Raw genomic sequence first — 17,522 nt, 5'->3', positions numbered from 1 at the left:
AGGCTTGGGGCGTGGCATTTTGACCAAAAAGGCCAGGTGGACGTCGAATAGGGCAGTGATTATGATCCCACGCAAAAATTGGGAAGCCGAAATGAACTATCAGCGGTTCTTCGAAGATGCGATCGACCAGCTCCATGCAGAGCGTCGCTACCGCATCTTCGCCGACCTCGAGCGCATCGTAGGGAAATTCCCGCGCGCGATCTGGCGCGCCAACGGCCGCGCCCAGGAAATCACCGTCTGGTGCTCCAACGACTATCTCGGCATGGGCCAGCATCCCGACGTCATCACGGCAATGCAGAACGCCGCCGGCAAGATGGGATCTGGCGCCGGTGGCACCCGCAACATTTCCGGCACCAGCAACCCGCTGGTCGAGCTCGAACTGGAGCTGGCCGACCTGCACGACAAGGAAGCCGCATTGGTCTTCACCTCCGGCTTCGTCTCCAACGAAGCCTCGATCTCGACCATTGCGCGACTCCTGCCCAACTGCCTGATCATCTCGGACGAACTCAATCACGCCTCGATGATCGAAGGCGTGCGGCGTTCGGGCGCCGAGAAGAAGATCTTCCGCCATAACGACGTTGCGCATCTCGAAAGCCTGCTACAGGCGGCGGGCCGCGAGCGTGCCAAGCTGATCGTCTTCGAGAGCGTCTATTCGATGGATGGCGACATCGCGCCGATCAAGCAGATCGTCGAGCTTGCCGAGCGCTACAACGCCATGACCTATATCGACGAGGTCCATGCCGTCGGCATGTACGGACCGCGCGGTGGCGGTATCACCGAGCGCGAAGGGCTGGCCGGCCGTATCGACATCATCGAAGGTACGCTGGCCAAGGCATTCGGCACACTCGGCGGCTATATCACCGGCACAAGTGCCGTGATCGACGCCGTGCGCTCCTATGCGCCGGGCTTCATCTTCACCACGGCGCTGCCGCCGGCCATCGCCGCCGCCGCGACCACGTCGATCCGCCATCTGAAGCGCTCGCAGGCCGAGCGCGACGCACAGCAGCGCCAGGCCGCGCGGACCAAGCATGTCCTTGCCGCCGCCGGCTTGCCGGTGATGGACTCCGCCACCCACATCGTTCCGCTGCTCGTCGGCGATCCCGAACTCTGCAAGATGGCCAGCGACCGCCTGCTCGGCGTCCACGGCATCTACATCCAGCCGATCAACTACCCGACCGTGCCGCGCGGCACCGAACGGCTGCGCATCACGCCGACGCCGTTCCATTCGGATCAACTGATCGCGGAACTTCAGGACGCGCTGGTCGAGACCTGGGATGCTTTGGGCATCCCTTACGGCTCCGCCGGCCGGCCTTCGGTAGCCGAGAGCGACCGCGTCATTCCGTTGCTGGTGCCGAAGTCCGGCGGCTGAAGCCGTTTGAAACTCTGCTCCGACGGCGACCTTACCCGCCGGAGCGTACTCGCCTCAAGCAGTTCTGATCCACTTCGCCAGCCGGTGCGCCGCTTCCTCGAGCTGGTCGAGACGACGGTGGAAACACAGCCTGAAAAAGGCTTCGCCGCCGGGACCGAATGCGGTTCCGGGTGCCAGGCCGACATTGGCGCGGTCGACAATGTCGAAGGCGGCAGCACGTGAATCGGTGATACCGTCGACCGCGAAGAACAGATAGAACGCGCCCTGCGGTACGGTGAAGCGCGCCCTGCCAGTCTCGGCGAGGATCGCGCAGACCAGGTCGCGCGCTGCCCTTGCCCGCTCCACCTGCTCGACGATGAAGGCGTCGCCTTCATCGAGGGCGACGACCGCGCCACGCTGCATGAACTGGGCGACGCCCGAGGTCGAATACTGGACCAGATTCTCGAACACCTGCTGCAGCGACGGATGGATCTTGATCCAGCCGACCCGCCAGCCGGTCATCGCCCAGTTCTTGGAAAAACTGTTGACGAACAGGATGCGATCCTCGTCGGCCATGATGTCGATGAAGGACGGCGCGCGACTATCGCCGTAGTGGAACAGCGAATAGATCTCGTCGGCGATGATCCACAGGCCCCTTGCGCGGGCAAGGTCGAGGATCGCCTGCAGCGTCTCCCTGTCGGCGGTCCAGCCGGTCGGGTTGGACGGCGTGTTGACGAACAGCGCCTTTGTCCTTGGCGTGATCGCCGCCTCGATCTTGCCGACGTCGCAGGACCAGCCATTGCCTGACTGGTCGAGCGTGACAGCGACCGGGATGGCGCCTGCCAAGCCGGCGGCAGCGGCGAAATTCGGCCAGGCCGGCGACAGATAGACGACCTCGTCGCCCTTGCCGGCGACCGCGTCGAGCGCCAGTTGGATGGCCTGCATGCCCGAACCGGTGACGATGAATTCCTCCTCGACGAAGGATTTGCCGAAATGCCTGACGTAATAGCGGGCGAGCGCCTGTCGCAGTTCGGGAATGCCCCTCTGCCGCCAGGTATAGAAGGTTTCGCCGCCGGCCAGCGCCCGGGCGGCGGCATCGGTGATGAAGGCTGGCGTCGGCAGGTCGCCTTCGCCCGCCCAAAGCGGGATCATGCCGTCGCGCCCGCGGCCGCGGTTCATGACGGCGACAATGCCGCTTTCAGGCGCGGCCCGGGCCTCGGCGCGCAAATTCTCGATCAGGGTCATGGATAAATCCGTTTTCGTCTTCTGGACTGCTAGCGTGTTTTACGACAGGCGAAAACAGAAAACCCCGGCCGAAAACGACCGGGGTTTTGGTCCAGGGACTCTGGCTTCGGACTATTTCCTGGCAAGGAGATCGCGAATTTCGGTAAGCAGCGCAACGTCGGCCGGCGGCGGAGCCGCAGGCGCAGGCGGTTTCTCGGCTTCCAGCCGCTTGCGCAGATTGTTCACCGCCTTGACCATCAGGAAGATGATGAAGGCGAGGATGATGAAATTCAGCGCCACGGTGATGAAGTTACCATAGGCAAACACCGCGCCTTGCTTGCGCGCGTCGACGAGGTTGGTTGCGTTTACCGCGGACGACAGACCTATGAAATAGTTTGAGAAATCGACGCCTCCAAGGGCGCCGATGAAGGGCATGATGATGTCGTTGACCAGCGAATCGACGATTCTGCCGAAGGCAGCGCCGATGATGACGCCGACCGCCAGGTCCATCACATTGCCCCTGGAAATGAACTCCTGGAATTCTTTCAGCATTCGACCCTCCTTCATGACGTGCTACTTCCAGCCGTCCGGCGCCGCCCCAAGGCAAGATAGCAAAAACCTGCGGTTGCAACAGAAGCAAAAGACCGGTTTCCACCGGCCATGGTTGCCCAGCCGCGGCCATCATGCGCCGAAAGCCGCGATGGACTTGATCGCCAAGCTGTGATTGCGTCTCATCAGGCCGGGTGAAAAATCGGCAAGGGAGGATTTCCAGGGCGTGCAGGGCTGGTTCATCGTCATCATCGCGATCGCCTATGTGACGTTGCTGTTCGCCATCGCCAGCCTCGGCGACCGGCGCTCGACGACATCCGGGCCTGGCCAGGCCCGGCCCTTCATCTATGCGCTCAGTCTCGCCATTTACTGCACCTCCTGGACCTTCTTCGGTTCGGTGGGGCTGTCCTCCGAGCGCGGCCTCGAATTCCTCGGCATCTATACCGGACCGGTGCTGGTGTTCGTGTTCGGCTTTCCGCTGCTTCGGCGCATCGTCAGGCTGGCCAAGACCGAGAAGATCACCTCGATCGCGGATTTCCTCGGCGCCCGCTACGGCAAGAGCTTTACCGTTGCGGCGATCGCCACTCTGATCGCGACGATCGGCGCGGTGCCCTATATGGCGCTGCAGCTGAAGGCGATTTCCGGCTCGGTCAGCCTGATGGTCGAGCATTATACCGGCTCGCCGCCGTCCTTCGATCCCTTCGTCAGCGACATCTCGCTGGTCGTCGCCATGCTGCTTGCGCTGTTTGCGGTGCTGTTCGGCACGCGCCACGCCGACGCCACCGAGCACCAGGATGGGCTGATGCTGGCGGTGGCGGTCGAAACCGTGGTCAAGCTCGCCGCCTTCCTGGCGATCGGCCTGCTGGTGACCTTCCTGATCTTCGGCGGGCCAGGCGATATGGTCGACAAGCTCGCCCAGAACACGCAAGTGCAGCAAGCGATGGGTTACAGCACGTCGCTCGCAACCTGGCTGGTACTGACATGTTTGAGCGGTTTCGCCATCATCATGCTGCCGCGCCAGTTCTACGTCACCATCGTCGAGAACCGCAGCGAGGCCGAGTTGCGCACCGCGACATGGGTGTTTCCGCTCTATCTGGTGGCGATCAACCTTTTCGTGCTGCCGATCGCGCTCGCTGGCCTGGCGCTGGTCGGCACCAGAACCAGCAGCGACCTCTACGTCTTGTCGCTGCCGCTGCTCAGCGGTCACGATTTGCTGGCCATGGCGGCCTTCATCGGCGGTCTGTCGGCGGCGACCGCGATGGTGATCGTCGAAAGCGTCGCGCTGTCGATCATGATCTCCAACGACCTCGTCATTCCGCTGTTCGTGCGCCGCCTCCTCAAGACCACGACATCCGAGAACGAGGACTGGTCGACGCTCATCCTCAACGTGCGGCGGGCGGCGATCTTCATCATGCTGTTCATCGCCTTCCTCTACTATCGCGAGAGCACCGACAGCGCGCGGCTCTCGTCCATCGGCCTGATGTCCTTCGCCGCAATTGCGCAGTTTGCGCCTGCCTTTATCGGCGGACTGATCTGGCGCGGCGCCAACGGCAGGGGCGCCGTACTCGGCATGGTTGCCGGCATCGTCGTCTGGGGCTACACGCTGCTGCTCCCCTCGCTTGCCGTGCCGGATACCGGCATCGTCGTCCACGGCCTTTTCGGTTTCGAAGCATTGCGCCCACAAGCGCTGTTCGGCACCGTCGCCGAGCCCCTGAACCACGGCGTCTTGTGGAGCCTGTCGATCAACACGCTGTTCTTCGTGTTCGGCTCGCTGTCACGCGCGTCGGTGCCGCTGGAGCGCATCCAGGCGTCGATTTTCGTGCCGCGCGAGGCGAGCCCTATGCCGAGCCTGCGCCGCTTCCGGACCACCGTCACCGTCAACGATCTCAAGGACACCATCGCGCGCTACCTTGGCGTCGAACGCACCGAACGGTCCTTCCAGTCGTTCGAAGAGAGCAGTGGCACTTCGCTGCACGGCAACGAGCAGGCCAGCATGGACGTCATCCGCTTCTCCGAGCAGCTTCTGGCGAGTGCCGTCGGCTCCTCCTCGGCGCGGCTGATCCTGTCGCTGCTCCTACGCCGCAACGACCGCGAATCCAAGGATGCCTTCCGCCTGCTTGACGACGCCACCGAGGCGCTGCAGCACAACCGCGACCTGCTGCAGATCGCGCTCGACCAGATGGAACAAGGCATCACCGTCTTCGACAGGGATTTCCGGCTGATCTGCTGGAACCGTCAGTATCGGGCGCTGTTCGACCTGCCCGATGAGATGGGCCAGGTCGGCGTCTCGCTCGATCGCATTCTGCGCCACCTTGCCGAGCGTGGCGACATTCCGGCAGATCAGCGGGTAACAATGCTCAACCGCCTCACCAGTTTCGTCAGCCCGTGGCAGATGGAACTGAAGACCAGCGGCCGCATCCTGGAATTGCGCTCCAACCCGATGCCGGACGGCGGCATCGTCGCCACCTATGCCGACATTTCAGGTCGCGTCGAGCAGGATCTGGCGCTGAAGCGTGCCAATGAATCGCTGGAACAACGGGTCAAGCACCGCACCGTCGAACTGACCCGTGTCAACGAGGAGCTGGCGCAGGCGCAGATGCTGGCGGAGGAGGCCAATCTCGGCAAGACGCGTTTCCTCGCTGCCGCCGGTCATGACATCCTGCAACCGCTGAACGCTGCCCGCCTTTATTGCTCATCGCTGATCGAAAAGGCCGGCAAGGGCCCTGCCGGCAGGGCCGCGATCAACATCGAATCCTCGCTGGAATCAGTCGAGACCATTCTCGGCGCTGTGCTCGACATTTCCCGTCTCGATGCCGGCGCGATGAAACCGGACGACACTGTCTTCAGCCTGGACGAACTGCTGCGCCAGATCGGCAACGACTTCCAGCCGCTTGCCGCCGAGAAGAAACTCGGCCTGACGATCATGCCGTCGTCGCTCAGCGTGACGACTGACCGCAATCTGTTGCGCCGCCTGATCCAGAACCTCGTCTCCAATGCCATCAAATACACCCGCCATGGCCGCATCCTGGTCGGCGTGCGGCGGCGCGGCGAATTGGCCGAGATACAGGTGATCGATACCGGCATCGGCATTGCCGGCGACAAGCTGAACACGGTCTTTCACGAATTCACCCGGCTCGACGAGGGCGCGCGCGAGGCTGAAGGCCTCGGTCTCGGCCTTTCAATCGTCGACCGCATCGCTCGCGTCTTGCGCCTCGAACTCCGGATATTTTCGAACCCCGGCAAGGGCACGCGCTTCTCCGTCATCCTGCCGGTCGCGACGGTGCAGGAGCCGCGGCGCGAGGTCGAGGCGAAGGCGCCCGTCCGCGCCGCGGCTTCGCTTGCCGGGCTGCGCGTGCTCTGCATCGACAATGACGCCCGCATCCTCGGCGGCATGCGGCTGCTGCTCGAGGGCTGGGGCTGCAGCGTCGACACTTTTTCCGGCTCAGATGATCTTGAGGGCTCCAGCATGCATCGCCCCGACATCGTGCTTGCCGACTATCATCTCGACGGCGAGACCGGTCTCGAAATGATTGCTAAACTACGCGCGATCCACGGCCAGGACCTGCCGGCCGTGCTGGTCACCGCCGACCGCTCGAGCGAGGTGCGCACTGCTGCCGGCAGGCTCGACGTGCCGGTGATCAACAAGCCGCTCAAACCAGCGGTGCTGCGGTCGATGATGGCCAGGGTCAGGCCGCTGGCGTCGGCTGCCGAGTAGCGGTCATATCTTTCTGTAGACCGGATGCCGAGGTCAGCCCGCTGCCGGCAGCGGGTCGCTGCCGATCTTGGACAGCAGGATTACCGCCTGGGTGCGGCTGTCGACGCCAAGTTTCTGCAGGATGGCCGAGACATGGGCCTTGATCGTCGCTTCGGAGACGCCGAGTTCGTAGGCGATCTGCTTGTTGAGCAGTCCTTCGGCCAGCATGCCGAGCACACGCGTCTGCTGCGGCGTCAGCGCCTGCAGCCGCTTGATCAGATCGGAGATCTCGGGATCGCGCTCGACGCCGAGATCGATGCCGGTGGGCGCGGCGATGTCGCCGGCAAGCACCGACTGCACGGCGCCGCGGATCTCCTCCATGCTGGCCGATTTGGAGATGAAACCCGAAGCGCCGAGATCGAGCGCGCGACGGATGGTCACCGGGTCGTCATGCGCCGACACCACCACCAGCGGCACCGTCGGATGGATGCCGCGCAGCGAGATCAGACCGGAAAGGCCGCTCGCGCCCGGCATGGACAAGTCGAGCAGCACCAGATCGACATCCTCATTGGCCGCAACCAACGCCTTGGCGCTTTCGAAATCGCCGGCCTCGTGAATGCCGGCGACGTTGCCGATGCCGGCAAGCGCCTCTCTCAGCGCGCCGCGAAAAAGCGGATGGTCGTCGGCGATGACGAAAGTGTAGCCTGACGGCACATGTCCCTCCCCGAATCCCATTGATTGTCTGCTTCTTGCGGGATCAGTCGAACGATTATGCGGCGATATCAGCCATTTTCAAGCATAAAGGTCATGGGCCGGGTTTTCCCCGGTGAACGTGCTCAGGTCTTTTGCGAATTGGGCCTGGCGCCATCCTCGCCGCTGTCCTCTTCCATATCCTTGACGATGCCCATGAAGCCGCGCAGGAAGCGCTCCATGTAGCTCATCGTCTTGTTGAAATCCTCCTCGCTGGGCAAGGTCGATTCGAAGCGGGCGGACAGCGAGTTTTCTAGCTTGACGACGCGCTCGTCGAGCGCCTTCACCGAACTCTCCAGCCGGTCGATCTCGTCCTGGAAGGCGGCGCGTTCGTCGGCCGCCATCTTGCAGACGAGCTGGCCGGCGCGCTCCTCGCAGATCGACATCGCCCCGGTCTGCGTGTCCATGCGAACATAGCCGTTGGCCGACTTTTCCAGACGGTAGCGGTCCGCTTCCGCGGAAAAAGATGATGCCGCGACGAGCGAGACGAGTGCTGCGGGGATCAAGACGTGCTGCGGACGCATATTGTCCTCCATGAGCCAGTAAGCGCAATCTATCGCATATTTGCGCCGGAAATGGGGAAGAACTCTGCCTTTTATCCTGACGCAGGTTCTTGTCGGAAAACCGTATGACACTTTTCCGGAACCTGCTTGCCCCTTCCCCGCATGGTTGGTTCGGACTATAGCGGAACCATGTCTCAGATTATCTACAAGATAGTGCCTGAAGCGCTGTGGCGTGAGGCCGAAAGAAATGGCCGCTTCATCGGCGCGCCTGTCGATGCCGCCGACGGCTTCATCCATTTTTCCTCGGGCGACCAGGCCAGGGAAACGGCGGCAAAACACTTTGCCGGCCAGACCGGGCTGCTGCTGGTCGCCATCGATGGGGCAAAACTGGATGATGCGCTGAAATACGAGGTCTCGCGCGGCGGCGCGCTGTTCCCGCATCTTTACGGCCCGCTCGACCTCGAGGCCGTCGTCTGGGTGCAGCCATTGCCGCTTGGCACCGATGGACTGCACCAATTCCCGATGCTGGAGGCCGAATGAGCGTGCTCGACCGGCTCGGCCAGAAGTTCCTGTTCACATTTGATCCGGAAACAGCCCACGGCCTGTCGATCGCAGCGCTGAAATGCGGGCTGCCGGTCGCCCGGCGCCCCGTGCGCGACGATAGGCTGACTGTCAGCGTCTGCGGCATCGATTTCCCCAATCCGCTCGGCATGGCCGCCGGCTACGACAAGAACGCCGACGTTCCGGATGCATTGCTCGGCCTCGGCTTCGGCTTTGCCGAGGTCGGCACGATCACGCCGCTGCCGCAGGCTGGCAACCCGAAGCCGCGCATTTTCCGGCTGACATCGGACGAAGCAGTGATCAACCGGCTGGGCTTCAACAATGAGGGTCACGAAGCGGCCGAAAAACGGCTCGCCGCCCGCAAAGGCCGCGCTGGCATCGTCGGCGTCAATATCGGCGCCAACAAGGACAGCACCGACCGCGTCAGTGACTATGAGCGCGGCATTGTCAGGTTTGCGCCGCACGCCTCCTATCTGACGGTCAACATCTCCTCGCCGAACACGCCCGGCCTGCGCAACATGCAGGCGCGCGAACAGCTTGGCGAGCTTTTGTCCCGGGTCATCGCAGCGCGATCGGCGGTATCAGTGAAACCGCCGATTTTCCTGAAAATCGCGCCGGACCTGGTCGAACCCGAGCTCAAGGACATCGCTGCCGAGGTTACCGAGAAGCAGATAGACGGCATCATTGTCTCCAACACCACCATTTCCCGGCCTCTGCTGCGCAGCGCCGGCGTTGCTCGCGAGGCCGGAGGGCTTTCGGGAAAACCTTTGTTCGAGCGCTCGACCATCGTGCTGGCCAAAATGCGGAAATTGCTTGGCCCGGACCGCGCCATCGTCGGCGTCGGCGGCGTCGATTCCGCTGAGACGGCACTGGAGAAGATCCGCGCCGGCGCCGATCTCGTCCAGCTCTACACCGGCATGATCTATGCCGGGCCTTCGCTGCCGGGCCGCATTCTTTCCGGGATGATCCGTTTTGTGGAAAAAGAGCGGCTCAAATCCGTCCGAGATCTACGTGACAGCCGCCTCGACTTCTGGGCGTCGAAGCAACTCTAAAGCGCATCGCGTTTGAACGGATTCATGCGAGGCGCTTGTTTTTATAAACTGCGCTAAAAAGCCCAATGTCCCGGTTCGAGACGCATCTGCGCTCGTGCGACCGTGGTCAATTGCGACTGACGGTCCGCTCGCAGATGGCGCCGCCGATGGCAGGCAACAACCCAAAAAGCAGTAACTGGGGCGTTCCGCCGACGTCGAAAATTGCGGAGAGGATGAACGCGACGAGCAGCCCCAGCGCCGCGCCCAAGACATATGGCAGGTAACTTCGCACAAGCTTTCCCCGGAACGAATTGGTGATCGGGCTGCTGGAAAACGTAACGAAATCGACCCGAAGTGCAAGCGCGTCGGCGACGCTCAGGACACGGCCTGGAACGCGGTCCGCACCCGCAGCCGCAATATGGCCAGCAGGCTGAAGCCGCGCACCAGCAGGAAGACATGCAGCGCCGCCCACAGGCCGTGATTGCCGAACGCCGGCGCCAAGATCAGCAGCGCCGCGCAGAAGACGAGGAATGACACGAGCATCATGTTGCGCATGTCGCGCGACCAGGTCGCGCCGATGAAGACGCCATCCATCTGAAACGCCAGCACGCCGCTGAGCGCGGTGAACGCCGCCCAGGGCAGATAGATGTCGGCAACGGCGCGAACGTCTTTTGAGGTCGTGATCAGGGCGACCAGATCAGTACCGCCCAGCAAAAGGACAAGCGTCGCCGTGGCCGCCAGCCCGAAGCCCCACAACAGGGTCAGCCGCACCGCCTGGCGGAATTGCACGGCGGCACGCGCGCCGATAGCCCGTCCGGCAAGCTGTTCGGCCGCCGTGGCGAAACCGTCGAGGAAATAGCCGGCGATGAGAAAGAAATTCATCAGCACCGCGTTGGCGGCCAACGTCACCGTGCCGAATTGTGCGCCTTGGCGGGTGAACAGCGCGAAGGCGGCGAGCAGCGAAAACGACCGGATCATGATGTTGCGGTTGAGCGACAGCATGCGCAGGAATGCCGCCAGGTCGAGGAGGCGATGGCGCGGCAGGCGAGGTACTGCCCGGAAACGCCTGATGACGATCGCCAGGCCGAGCAGCATTGCGACGAATTCGCCGGCGACGGTGGCCCAGGCGACACCGGAAACGCCCCAGCCGAGCTTCAGCCCGAGCAGGATGCAGAGCGCGATGTTGATGCCGTTCAACACCAGTTGCAGCATCAGTCCCAGCCCGCCCTCGCCACGCCCCAGCACGTAGCCGAGGATGGCGTAGTTGATCAGCGAGAATGGTGCGGCGAGCAGCCTGATGCGGATATAGAGCGCCATCGCCTCGCTGACGCGCGGCTCGGCGCTCATGAACCATTGCCCGGCGATGGCGACCAGTGGTGCAAGTGCGGCAAGCACAATGCCGGCGACGAAGGCTATCAGCATGGCGCGCCAGAACACCGCTTGTTCCTCCAGTTCGTCGCCGCGTCCGACCGCCTGGGCGACAAGGCCGGTGGTGCCGGAGCGCAAGAAATTGAAGGAGGTGAAGACGACGTCGAAGACCAGGGCGCCCGCCGCCAAGCCACCGAGAAGGGCAGCGTCGCCGAACTGCCCGATCACCGCGGTGTCGACAATGCCGAGCAGCGGCGTCGTCAGATAGGCGAGCGTCATCGGCACCGCGATGGCGAGCACCGAGCGGTTGGTGACGATGAAGGGCCGGCTGTTGGCCGTTGCTGATACCTGGTCCAGGATCCGCTTTCCCATGCGGCTTGATCGAACAGCCGATGTGCCCCAGTTTCCGGAAGCCGCGCAACAACTCATCGCGCCGCGGCCAACCGAATTCCAGAGCTGGCGCAGGCCTGTCGGACACCACCTCATGCCCCTGCAGATCGTCCATCATCCCGACTACGACGCCGGCTTCGCCGTCAACCATCGCTTCCCGATGAGCAAATACAAGCTGCTGATGGAAGCGCTGGGCGCGCGCGGACTGGCTGGGCCCGCCGCACTCAACGTGCCCGAACCGGCGCCGGCGTCATGGCTGAAGCTTGCCCATGCCGCCGGCTATGTCGACCAGGTTCTGGCTTGTGAAGTGCCTGCAAAAATCGAGCGCGAGATCGGCTTTCCGGTGAGCCCGCGCGTCTCGCTCAGGGCGCAGCTCGCAACGGGCGGCACGGTACTGGCGGCGCGGCTAGCGTTGCTGAACGGTATTGCCTGCAACACCGCCGGCGGCAGCCATCACGCGCGACGCGCGCAAGGCGCCGGCTTCTGCACCTTCAACGATGTTGCCGTGGCCGCACTAGTGCTGCTTGCCGAAGCTGTCGCCCGCAACATTCTGATCGTCGATCTCGACGTGCATCAGGGCGACGGCACGGCGGACATTCTCGGCGACGAGCCGCGCGTGTTCACCTTTTCCATGCATGGCGACCGCAACTATCCGGCGCGCAAGATCGCCTCCGACCTCGACATCGCGCTGCCCGACGGCACCGGCGATGCTGCCTATCTCCAACGGCTGGGCGGCATCCTGCCGGAACTCACCGCCTGGGCGCGCTGGGACATCGCTTTCTACAATGCAGGGGTCGACATCCATGCCGAGGACCGGCTTGGCAGGTTGTCGCTGTCGAACGACGGGGTGCAGGCCCGCGACAACATGGTGATCCGTTATTTCCGCGCCCTCGGCATCCCGGTCTGCGGCGTTATCGGCGGTGGCTATTCGACTGACGTGGCGACCCTCGCCGCGCGCCATGCCATCCTGTTCGAAGTGGCTTCAGGCTTCGCCTGATAGCCTTGTCGTTTGGGCATGATCCTTTCCGCAAACCGGTTTCCACTTTTCGGGATCATGCCTTGCCGCTTGGGCATGATCCTGACGCGGACCTTCGGTCCGGGCCATGCTTTATTTGCGGTAGTTGGCGATCCTGAGCAAGATGAAAACCGGAACGACGATCGCCGCGCCTAGCAGAATATAGCCGAGGAAACGGTCGATGGCGCGGAAGCCCAGATTCCAGAGGTCGACAAAGAATCCCCGGATGCCGTAAAGCACATCCATCGGCGACCAGCCGAAGGCGTTCATGACGAGACCGACGAGGAATGACACCACCAGCAGCTTCAGGATCACCCGGAGCGGCGTATCGCCGAGAAAGCGCGTCAGTGCGGACAAGGCCTGTCTCCAGATTCGGTTGCCCGATTCTTCGGGTACAGGTCCAGAAATACGCACTTGCCGCGCTAGCATCAAGGCGGCCGCCGAATCCAGTTGCCCCGGACGGCGGTTTGCCGGATTGTCTGCTCGCCAGTCTTGACACTTATGTTGCAGTGCAGCAAAATTGGACAGAGGGTAACCAGTTGATATCGATCTGCCGGACATACTCGTATCGCCCGGTTATGGATGGACTGTGCTGTCTTGCCGCAATCTGCGAACACAGGACTTATTGAATGAAGTACAGGCGCGATATCGATGGCCTTCGGGCCGTTGCGGTACTGCCGGTTGTACTCTTCCATTTCGGAATTTCGGCAATTCCCGGCGGCTTTACCGGCGTCGATATCTTCTTCGTCATATCTGGCTACCTGATCACCGGAAGCCTTCTGGACGACCTTGAACGCGGCCGGTTTTCGATCGTCAGCTTCTACTGGCGGCGTGCCCGGCGCATTCTGCCGGCTTTGATCTTTGTCACGCTTCTCGCATCCATTGCAGCCTTGTTCATTCTTCTGCCGTCGGATCTGCACGAATTCAGTCTCAGCGTCATAGCGGCCTCGACGTTCTGGTCGAACATCTACTTTTGGAAAACGTCAAACTACTTCTCCATCGATGCCGAGCTCCGACCGCTTTTGCACACGTGGTCGCTTTCGGTCGAGGAACAGTACTACATCTTCGCCCCAATCCTGATGTTCCTGATCTATCGCTATTTTGCGAAGCGCTGGCTGATGATACTGCTGCCGATCATTCTCGGCAGCTTCGTGCTGGCGATCATGGCGACATGGCTGGCGCCAAATGCGGGTTTCTACCTGCTGCCGACACGGATCTGGGAACTTATGCTGGGCGCCGTGCTCATGCTGAAACGGCCCCCTCCCTTGAGCAACCGGTTTCTTATGGAACTGGTCGGGTTGGCCGGATTTGGCCTTCTCGCCATCGGATTCTTCACGATTTCGGAGAGCGATCCGTTCCCGGGCTATAACGCCTTGTATCCGTGCCTGGGGACGGCCCTCCTTATCTATGTTGGCCAAAACACCCCCTCGGTGATGGTTACCCGCATACTCGAAGTCCGACCGCTGGTCTGGATCGGTCTCATCTCGTATTCGTTGTATCTCGTTCACTGGCCGATCAATGCGTTCGCGCACTATCTTTCATTGCAAAAACTGGACCCGTCGGTGACCGTCGCGATGACGGTTGCAAGCTTCGCACTGGCTGCATTCTCCTGGAAGTACATCGAGCAGCCGTTTCGGCAGAAAAGGGCCTTCACCGCCCCGGCACCGATCTTCGCCTTTTCAGCGGGCGCGATCGCTCTCCTTTGCGTTGGCGGGGTGGCCGGGGCGCTCGGCAACGGCTTCCCGCAACGCTTCCCCGACTATGCCCAGCAACGGATTCCTGTCGGGGACTGGCGTAACGGCATCTGTTTCAACGAGGGCTCCAGCCGGATCGAAAGCTGGAATATCAAGGACTGCACGCTCACCAGCGGCTTTCCTACGACCGTCTTGCTGTGGGGCGACTCGTTCGCCGCCCACTATGTTTCAGGCCTGGAGGCCAACGTAAATCACCTTCAAGCCAACATCGTGGAATATACCTACGCAGGCTGCCCGCCGATTCTCTCCTACTTCTCCTATGCGCGCCCGGATTGTAAGCGGTTCAATCAGCGGGCTCTGAAGGTCATCCGGGACGTCGGCATCAAGACGGTTGTGCTCAGCGGTCGGTGGACCGACTACGAGGCCAGAAGTTTCGACGGCCTCCAGCAAACGATCGATACGCTTGGCGGCATGGGCGTGCGCGTGTTCGTCATCGGCCAGTCTCCGCAGTTCATAACCGACGTTCGGAAAATTGCGTTCTTCGCAAAGCGCGAAAATCTCGACGATACATCCTGGCCAATGGCCATGGATCCCGACATCAACGAGCGTGTGCGCTCATTCACCAAAGGCGCCACCTTCATCGATCCGCTGAAATTCCTCTGCAGCGCAGGACGCTGCTCCTATACCGACGCGGGTCAGTTTCTCTATTTCGACTATGGCCACTTCTCTTCGATCGGGGCCACGCTGGCGATTTCGAAATACTGGCCGGCTTTTGCCGCTGACAACGCCCTTGCCACGACGGAGTAACGGGTTGGGCGCGCTTAACGATTGCCCGAACGCCGGCTTGCGTGGTAACGAGGCTGCTGCGCGGGTATGATGTAATGGTAGCTTGTCAGCTTCCCAAGCTGAACGCGCGGGTTCGATTCCCGCTACCCGCTCCAGCCTTCAGCCCACCTCCCTTAAAATGAAGTCGTGCAGCATCTTGGCCGCCGGCGACAGCACGCGGTTCTTCACGGTGATCAGGCTGTAGGGCCTGACTTCGATGTCGAACTCTGTCTGGACGACGTCGATGGCGCCGGCCAGCCCTTCGGGGTTCTGGATGAATTTCGCCACCTGGACCGACACCGGCGCGATGGCGTCCGACTGCGCGACCATGACCAGGGTCAGGAGCAGGGAGCTGGTGTTGAGGATGCGGTCCGGCAACGCGATGTTGCGGTTCAGGAAATTGCTTTCCATCGCTTGGCGCAGCGGCGAGCCGCCCGACTGGAAAACCCAGTCGTAGGCGGCGGTCTCCTCCAACCGCACCGCCTTGCCTTTGGTGAGCGGGTGGCCGCGGCGCACGATCAGGCAGGCTTTTTCGACGCCGATGACGCGGGCCTCGAACAGCCGTGGATTGAGGTCGTCGGGGATGCGCGCGATGATGAAATCGTGACGCGTGGCGATCAGCTCGCGCGCCAGCACATTGGAGGTCTCGACCTGCATGGTGATCTCGATGCGCGGATAGATGCGCCGGATTTCGCGGATCGCCGGTACGGCAAGCTCGATCGCCGGCGCCGTCACAGCACCCAGGAACACCGAACCGCCCTTGCCCGCCTTGAGCTCGGATATCTCGCGGTCGACCTCACGCATCTCGAGCAGTATCGAACGCGCGCGCCTCGCTAACGCCTTGCCATAAGGCGTCAACGTGATGCCGCGCGGCAGTCTTTCGCACAGCTTCACGTCGAGCACCGCCTCCATCTCGGCGATCATGCGCGAGGCGGCGGGCTGCGAAATGTTCATGACCTGGGCCGCCGCACTCACCCGGCCATGGTCGTCGAGGGCTGCGATCATGCGCATGTGACGCAGGCTGAGGCCGCTGCGCAGCAGGGTCTCGCCGTTACCTGGAATTCCTTCGTAACCGTCTGAAAGCCCGCCAGAATTCCGCAACGCCGCCATGATCTCCGTTTACTCCCACGCTCGTGGCCGGCCGGCAATCCGACCAAGTTTCCATCCACCTTCAATACATATCAGTTTCGATATAGCAACCATCAAAGATCGCATTTGACAGTTATGGCAAAGGACCACACCCTCCGCGCGTCCTGAGGCTTGACCGTCGCCAGCGAAAAAATCGCACCGACTGGAACCAGAGTCTCAGGGCCGATTGGGAGGATACCGGAGATCGATATGACGGCAGCGGCGCGTTTTGGCGCTCCTACACGATCGCGCGGCCCACGAAACCCAGGGTGCGCGTCCATCAACCAGGGAGAGTTAATGTGAAGATCATCAAGACACTGGCCGCCGTCGCGGCCCTTGGCATCGCGGCCATGACGGTTCCGGCACAGGCAGGCGAAGGCCTCGTCGGCGTGCTGATGCCCACCAAGACCTCGCAGCGCTGGATCAACGACGGCGACGCCGTCAAGTCCCAGCTGGAGGCTCTGGGCTATAGTGTCGACCTGCAATATGCGCAGGACGACATTCCGAACCAGCTCAGCCAGCTGGAAAACGAAATCACCAAGGGCCCGAAGGCGCTGGTCATCGCCTCGATCGACGGCACCACAATGTCGGACGCGCTGCAGAAGGCGGCTGACGCCGGCGTCGTCGTCGTCGCCTATGACCGCCTGATAAAGAAGACCGGGAACGTCGACTACTACACCACCTTCGACAATTTCGGCGTCGGCGTCATCCAGGCCAAATCGCTACTCAAGGGCCTCGGTTATCCGGAGAACAAGGGTCCGTTCAACGTCGAGCTGTTCGGCGGTTCGCCGGACGACAACAACGCCTTCTTCTTCTACGACGGCGCCATGTCTGTGCTGCAGCCGCTGATCGACGACAAGACCCTCGTCGTAAAGTCCGGCCAGATGGGCATGGACAAGGTCGGCACGCTCCGCTGGCTGGCAGCAACGGCCCAGGCCCGCATGGACAATCTGCTCTCCGCCAACTACTCGGATGGCAGCCGCGTCGATGGCGTGCTTTCGCCGTATGACGGCCTCTCGCGCGGCATCATCGCCTCGTTGCGCGCCGTCGGTTACGGCACGGCCGATCAGCCGTGGCCTGTCGTCACCGGCCAGGACGCCGAGACCGCTTCGGTCAAGGCGATCATCGCCGGCGAGCAGTACTCGACCGTGTTCAAGGACACCCGCGAACTCGCCAAGTCGACCGTCGAGCTCGTCGACAAGGTGCTCTCGGGCGGCAAGCCGGAAGGCCTCGACACCACGACCTACAACAACGACGTCAAGGTCGTTCCCTCGATCCTGCTGACGCCGCATGATGTCGACAAGTCGAACTACCAGGCCCTGGTGGTCGACTCCGGCTACATCAAGGCCGACGAGCTGAAGTAACCGCAGTTGCAAAGCCTGGGGTCCTGCGCAACGCAGGACCCCTTTTCGTTAGCGAGCGAGCCCGGTATTGTTTCCGGA

The 17,522-nt window shown here is 62.4% G+C and carries 15 protein-coding genes and 1 tRNA gene; 8 read left to right on the top strand and 8 right to left on the bottom strand.

Translation table 11 applies throughout. The annotated features are described in order from the left end of the window. Positions 1-91 precede the first annotated feature (91 nt). On the top strand, positions 92-1,369 hold the full coding sequence (hemA, locus tag EJ066_RS11510) for a 5-aminolevulinate synthase (RefSeq protein WP_126037900.1): 1,278 nt from the start codon (positions 92-94) through the stop codon (positions 1,367-1,369). A gap of 54 nt (positions 1,370-1,423) precedes the next feature. Here the strand turns inward: hemA and EJ066_RS11505 are convergent, their stop codons facing one another. Together EJ066_RS11505 and mscL are read right to left on the bottom strand one after the other, a co-directional pair. Continuing rightward, positions 1,424-2,593, bottom strand: coding sequence for a pyridoxal phosphate-dependent aminotransferase (locus EJ066_RS11505; RefSeq protein WP_126037897.1), 1,170 nt, complete (start codon positions 2,591-2,593; stop codon positions 1,424-1,426). A gap of 111 nt (positions 2,594-2,704) precedes the next feature. Continuing rightward, positions 2,705-3,124, bottom strand: a complete 420-nt coding sequence (mscL, locus tag EJ066_RS11500) for a large conductance mechanosensitive channel protein MscL (RefSeq protein WP_126037894.1) — start codon at positions 3,122-3,124, stop codon at positions 2,705-2,707. A 223-nt stretch (positions 3,125-3,347) separates the two neighbouring features. On the opposite strand from mscL, the gene EJ066_RS11495 reads away from it, so the two are divergent. After that, on the top strand, positions 3,348-6,836 hold the full coding sequence (locus tag EJ066_RS11495) for a PAS domain-containing hybrid sensor histidine kinase/response regulator (RefSeq protein ID WP_126043828.1): 3,489 nt from the start codon (positions 3,348-3,350) through the stop codon (positions 6,834-6,836). Positions 6,837-6,869: 33 nt separating this feature from the next. Here EJ066_RS11495 and EJ066_RS11490 read toward each other — a convergent pair whose 3' ends face one another. Next, positions 6,870-7,529, bottom strand: a complete 660-nt coding sequence (locus tag EJ066_RS11490) for a response regulator transcription factor (RefSeq protein WP_126043827.1) — start codon at positions 7,527-7,529, stop codon at positions 6,870-6,872. A 122-nt stretch (positions 7,530-7,651) separates the two neighbouring features. After that, positions 7,652-8,089, bottom strand: coding sequence for a hypothetical protein (locus tag EJ066_RS11485; protein WP_126037891.1), 438 nt, complete (start codon positions 8,087-8,089; stop codon positions 7,652-7,654). Between the two features lie 168 nt (positions 8,090-8,257). Here EJ066_RS11485 and EJ066_RS11480 point away from each other — a divergent pair, with 168 nt between their 5' ends. Beyond that, on the top strand, positions 8,258-8,608 hold the full coding sequence (locus EJ066_RS11480) for a DUF952 domain-containing protein (RefSeq protein ID WP_126037888.1): 351 nt from the start codon (positions 8,258-8,260) through the stop codon (positions 8,606-8,608). Continuing rightward, positions 8,605-9,681: a quinone-dependent dihydroorotate dehydrogenase gene (locus EJ066_RS11475; RefSeq protein ID WP_126037885.1), complete on the top strand. Its 1,077-nt coding sequence runs from the start codon at positions 8,605-8,607 to the stop codon at positions 9,679-9,681. Before EJ066_RS11480 ends, EJ066_RS11475 begins: the two co-directional genes overlap by 4 nt. A gap of 106 nt (positions 9,682-9,787) precedes the next feature. On the opposite strand, the gene EJ066_RS31285 is transcribed toward EJ066_RS11475, so the two are convergent. Both EJ066_RS31285 and EJ066_RS11470 read right to left on the bottom strand, forming a co-directional pair. Continuing rightward, positions 9,788-9,952, bottom strand: coding sequence for a hypothetical protein (locus EJ066_RS31285; RefSeq protein ID WP_189644477.1), 165 nt, complete (start codon positions 9,950-9,952; stop codon positions 9,788-9,790). Positions 9,953-10,035: 83 nt separating this feature from the next. After that, positions 10,036-11,400 (bottom strand): MATE family efflux transporter, encoded by a 1,365-nt coding sequence (locus EJ066_RS11470; RefSeq protein ID WP_245455119.1) that lies wholly within the window; start codon positions 11,398-11,400, stop codon positions 10,036-10,038. Positions 11,401-11,512: 112 nt separating this feature from the next. On the opposite strand from EJ066_RS11470, the gene EJ066_RS11465 reads away from it, so the two are divergent. Then, positions 11,513-12,415 (top strand): histone deacetylase, encoded by a 903-nt coding sequence (locus EJ066_RS11465; protein ID WP_126037881.1) that lies wholly within the window; start codon positions 11,513-11,515, stop codon positions 12,413-12,415. Positions 12,416-12,526: 111 nt separating this feature from the next. On the opposite strand, the gene EJ066_RS11460 is transcribed toward EJ066_RS11465, so the two are convergent. Beyond that, on the bottom strand, positions 12,527-12,790 hold the full coding sequence (locus EJ066_RS11460; RefSeq protein ID WP_126037878.1) for a DUF6460 domain-containing protein: 264 nt from the start codon (positions 12,788-12,790) through the stop codon (positions 12,527-12,529). A gap of 272 nt (positions 12,791-13,062) precedes the next feature. On the opposite strand from EJ066_RS11460, the gene EJ066_RS11455 reads away from it, so the two are divergent. Both EJ066_RS11455 and EJ066_RS11450 read left to right on the top strand, forming a co-directional pair. Further along, positions 13,063-14,934, top strand: a complete 1,872-nt coding sequence (locus tag EJ066_RS11455; RefSeq protein WP_126037875.1) for an acyltransferase family protein — start codon at positions 13,063-13,065, stop codon at positions 14,932-14,934. Positions 14,935-14,994: 60 nt separating this feature from the next. Continuing rightward, positions 14,995-15,068 (top strand) — tRNA-Gly (locus EJ066_RS11450). Between the two features lie 4 nt (positions 15,069-15,072). Here the strand turns inward: EJ066_RS11450 and EJ066_RS11445 are convergent. Further along, positions 15,073-16,062, bottom strand: coding sequence for a LysR family transcriptional regulator (locus tag EJ066_RS11445; RefSeq protein WP_126037872.1), 990 nt, complete (start codon positions 16,060-16,062; stop codon positions 15,073-15,075). Between the two features lie 317 nt (positions 16,063-16,379). Between EJ066_RS11445 and chvE the strand changes: the two genes are divergently transcribed. Further along, positions 16,380-17,444 carry a multiple monosaccharide ABC transporter substrate-binding protein gene (gene chvE, locus EJ066_RS11440; protein ID WP_126037869.1) on the top strand — a complete coding sequence of 355 codons (1,065 nt, stop codon included), beginning with the start codon at positions 16,380-16,382 and terminating at the stop codon, positions 17,442-17,444. Positions 17,445-17,522 lie beyond the last annotated feature (78 nt).

Source organism: Mesorhizobium sp. M9A.F.Ca.ET.002.03.1.2 (genome assembly GCF_003952365.1).
In the GTDB taxonomy this organism is placed as follows: domain Bacteria; phylum Pseudomonadota; class Alphaproteobacteria; order Rhizobiales; family Rhizobiaceae; genus Mesorhizobium.
The sequence above is the reverse complement of the archived record's forward strand: the minus strand, read 5'-3'. Positions and strand labels throughout refer to the sequence as shown.

Bases quoted from the DNA above. Each gene is read 5' to 3' on its own strand.
- EJ066_RS11445 (WP_126037872.1), bottom strand. From the start codon at position 16,062: ATGGCGGCGTTGCGGAATTCTGGCGGGCTTTCAGACGGTTACGAAGGA.
- EJ066_RS11480 (WP_126037888.1), top strand. From the start codon at position 8,258: ATGTCTCAGATTATCTACAAGATAGTGCCTGAAGCGCTGTGGCGTGAG.
- EJ066_RS11455 (WP_126037875.1), top strand. From the start codon at position 13,063: ATGAAGTACAGGCGCGATATCGATGGCCTTCGGGCCGTTGCGGTACTG.
- EJ066_RS11505 (WP_126037897.1), bottom strand. From the start codon at position 2,593: ATGACCCTGATCGAGAATTTGCGCGCCGAGGCCCGGGCCGCGCCTGAA.
- EJ066_RS11465 (WP_126037881.1), top strand. From the start codon at position 11,513: ATGCCCCTGCAGATCGTCCATCATCCCGACTACGACGCCGGCTTCGCC.
- EJ066_RS11470 (WP_245455119.1), bottom strand. From the start codon at position 11,400: ATGGGAAAGCGGATCCTGGACCAGGTATCAGCAACGGCCAACAGCCGG.
- hemA (WP_126037900.1), top strand. From the start codon at position 92: ATGAACTATCAGCGGTTCTTCGAAGATGCGATCGACCAGCTCCATGCA.
- mscL (WP_126037894.1), bottom strand. From the start codon at position 3,124: ATGCTGAAAGAATTCCAGGAGTTCATTTCCAGGGGCAATGTGATGGAC.
- EJ066_RS11475 (WP_126037885.1), top strand. From the start codon at position 8,605: ATGAGCGTGCTCGACCGGCTCGGCCAGAAGTTCCTGTTCACATTTGAT.
- EJ066_RS11485 (WP_126037891.1), bottom strand. From the start codon at position 8,089: ATGCGTCCGCAGCACGTCTTGATCCCCGCAGCACTCGTCTCGCTCGTC.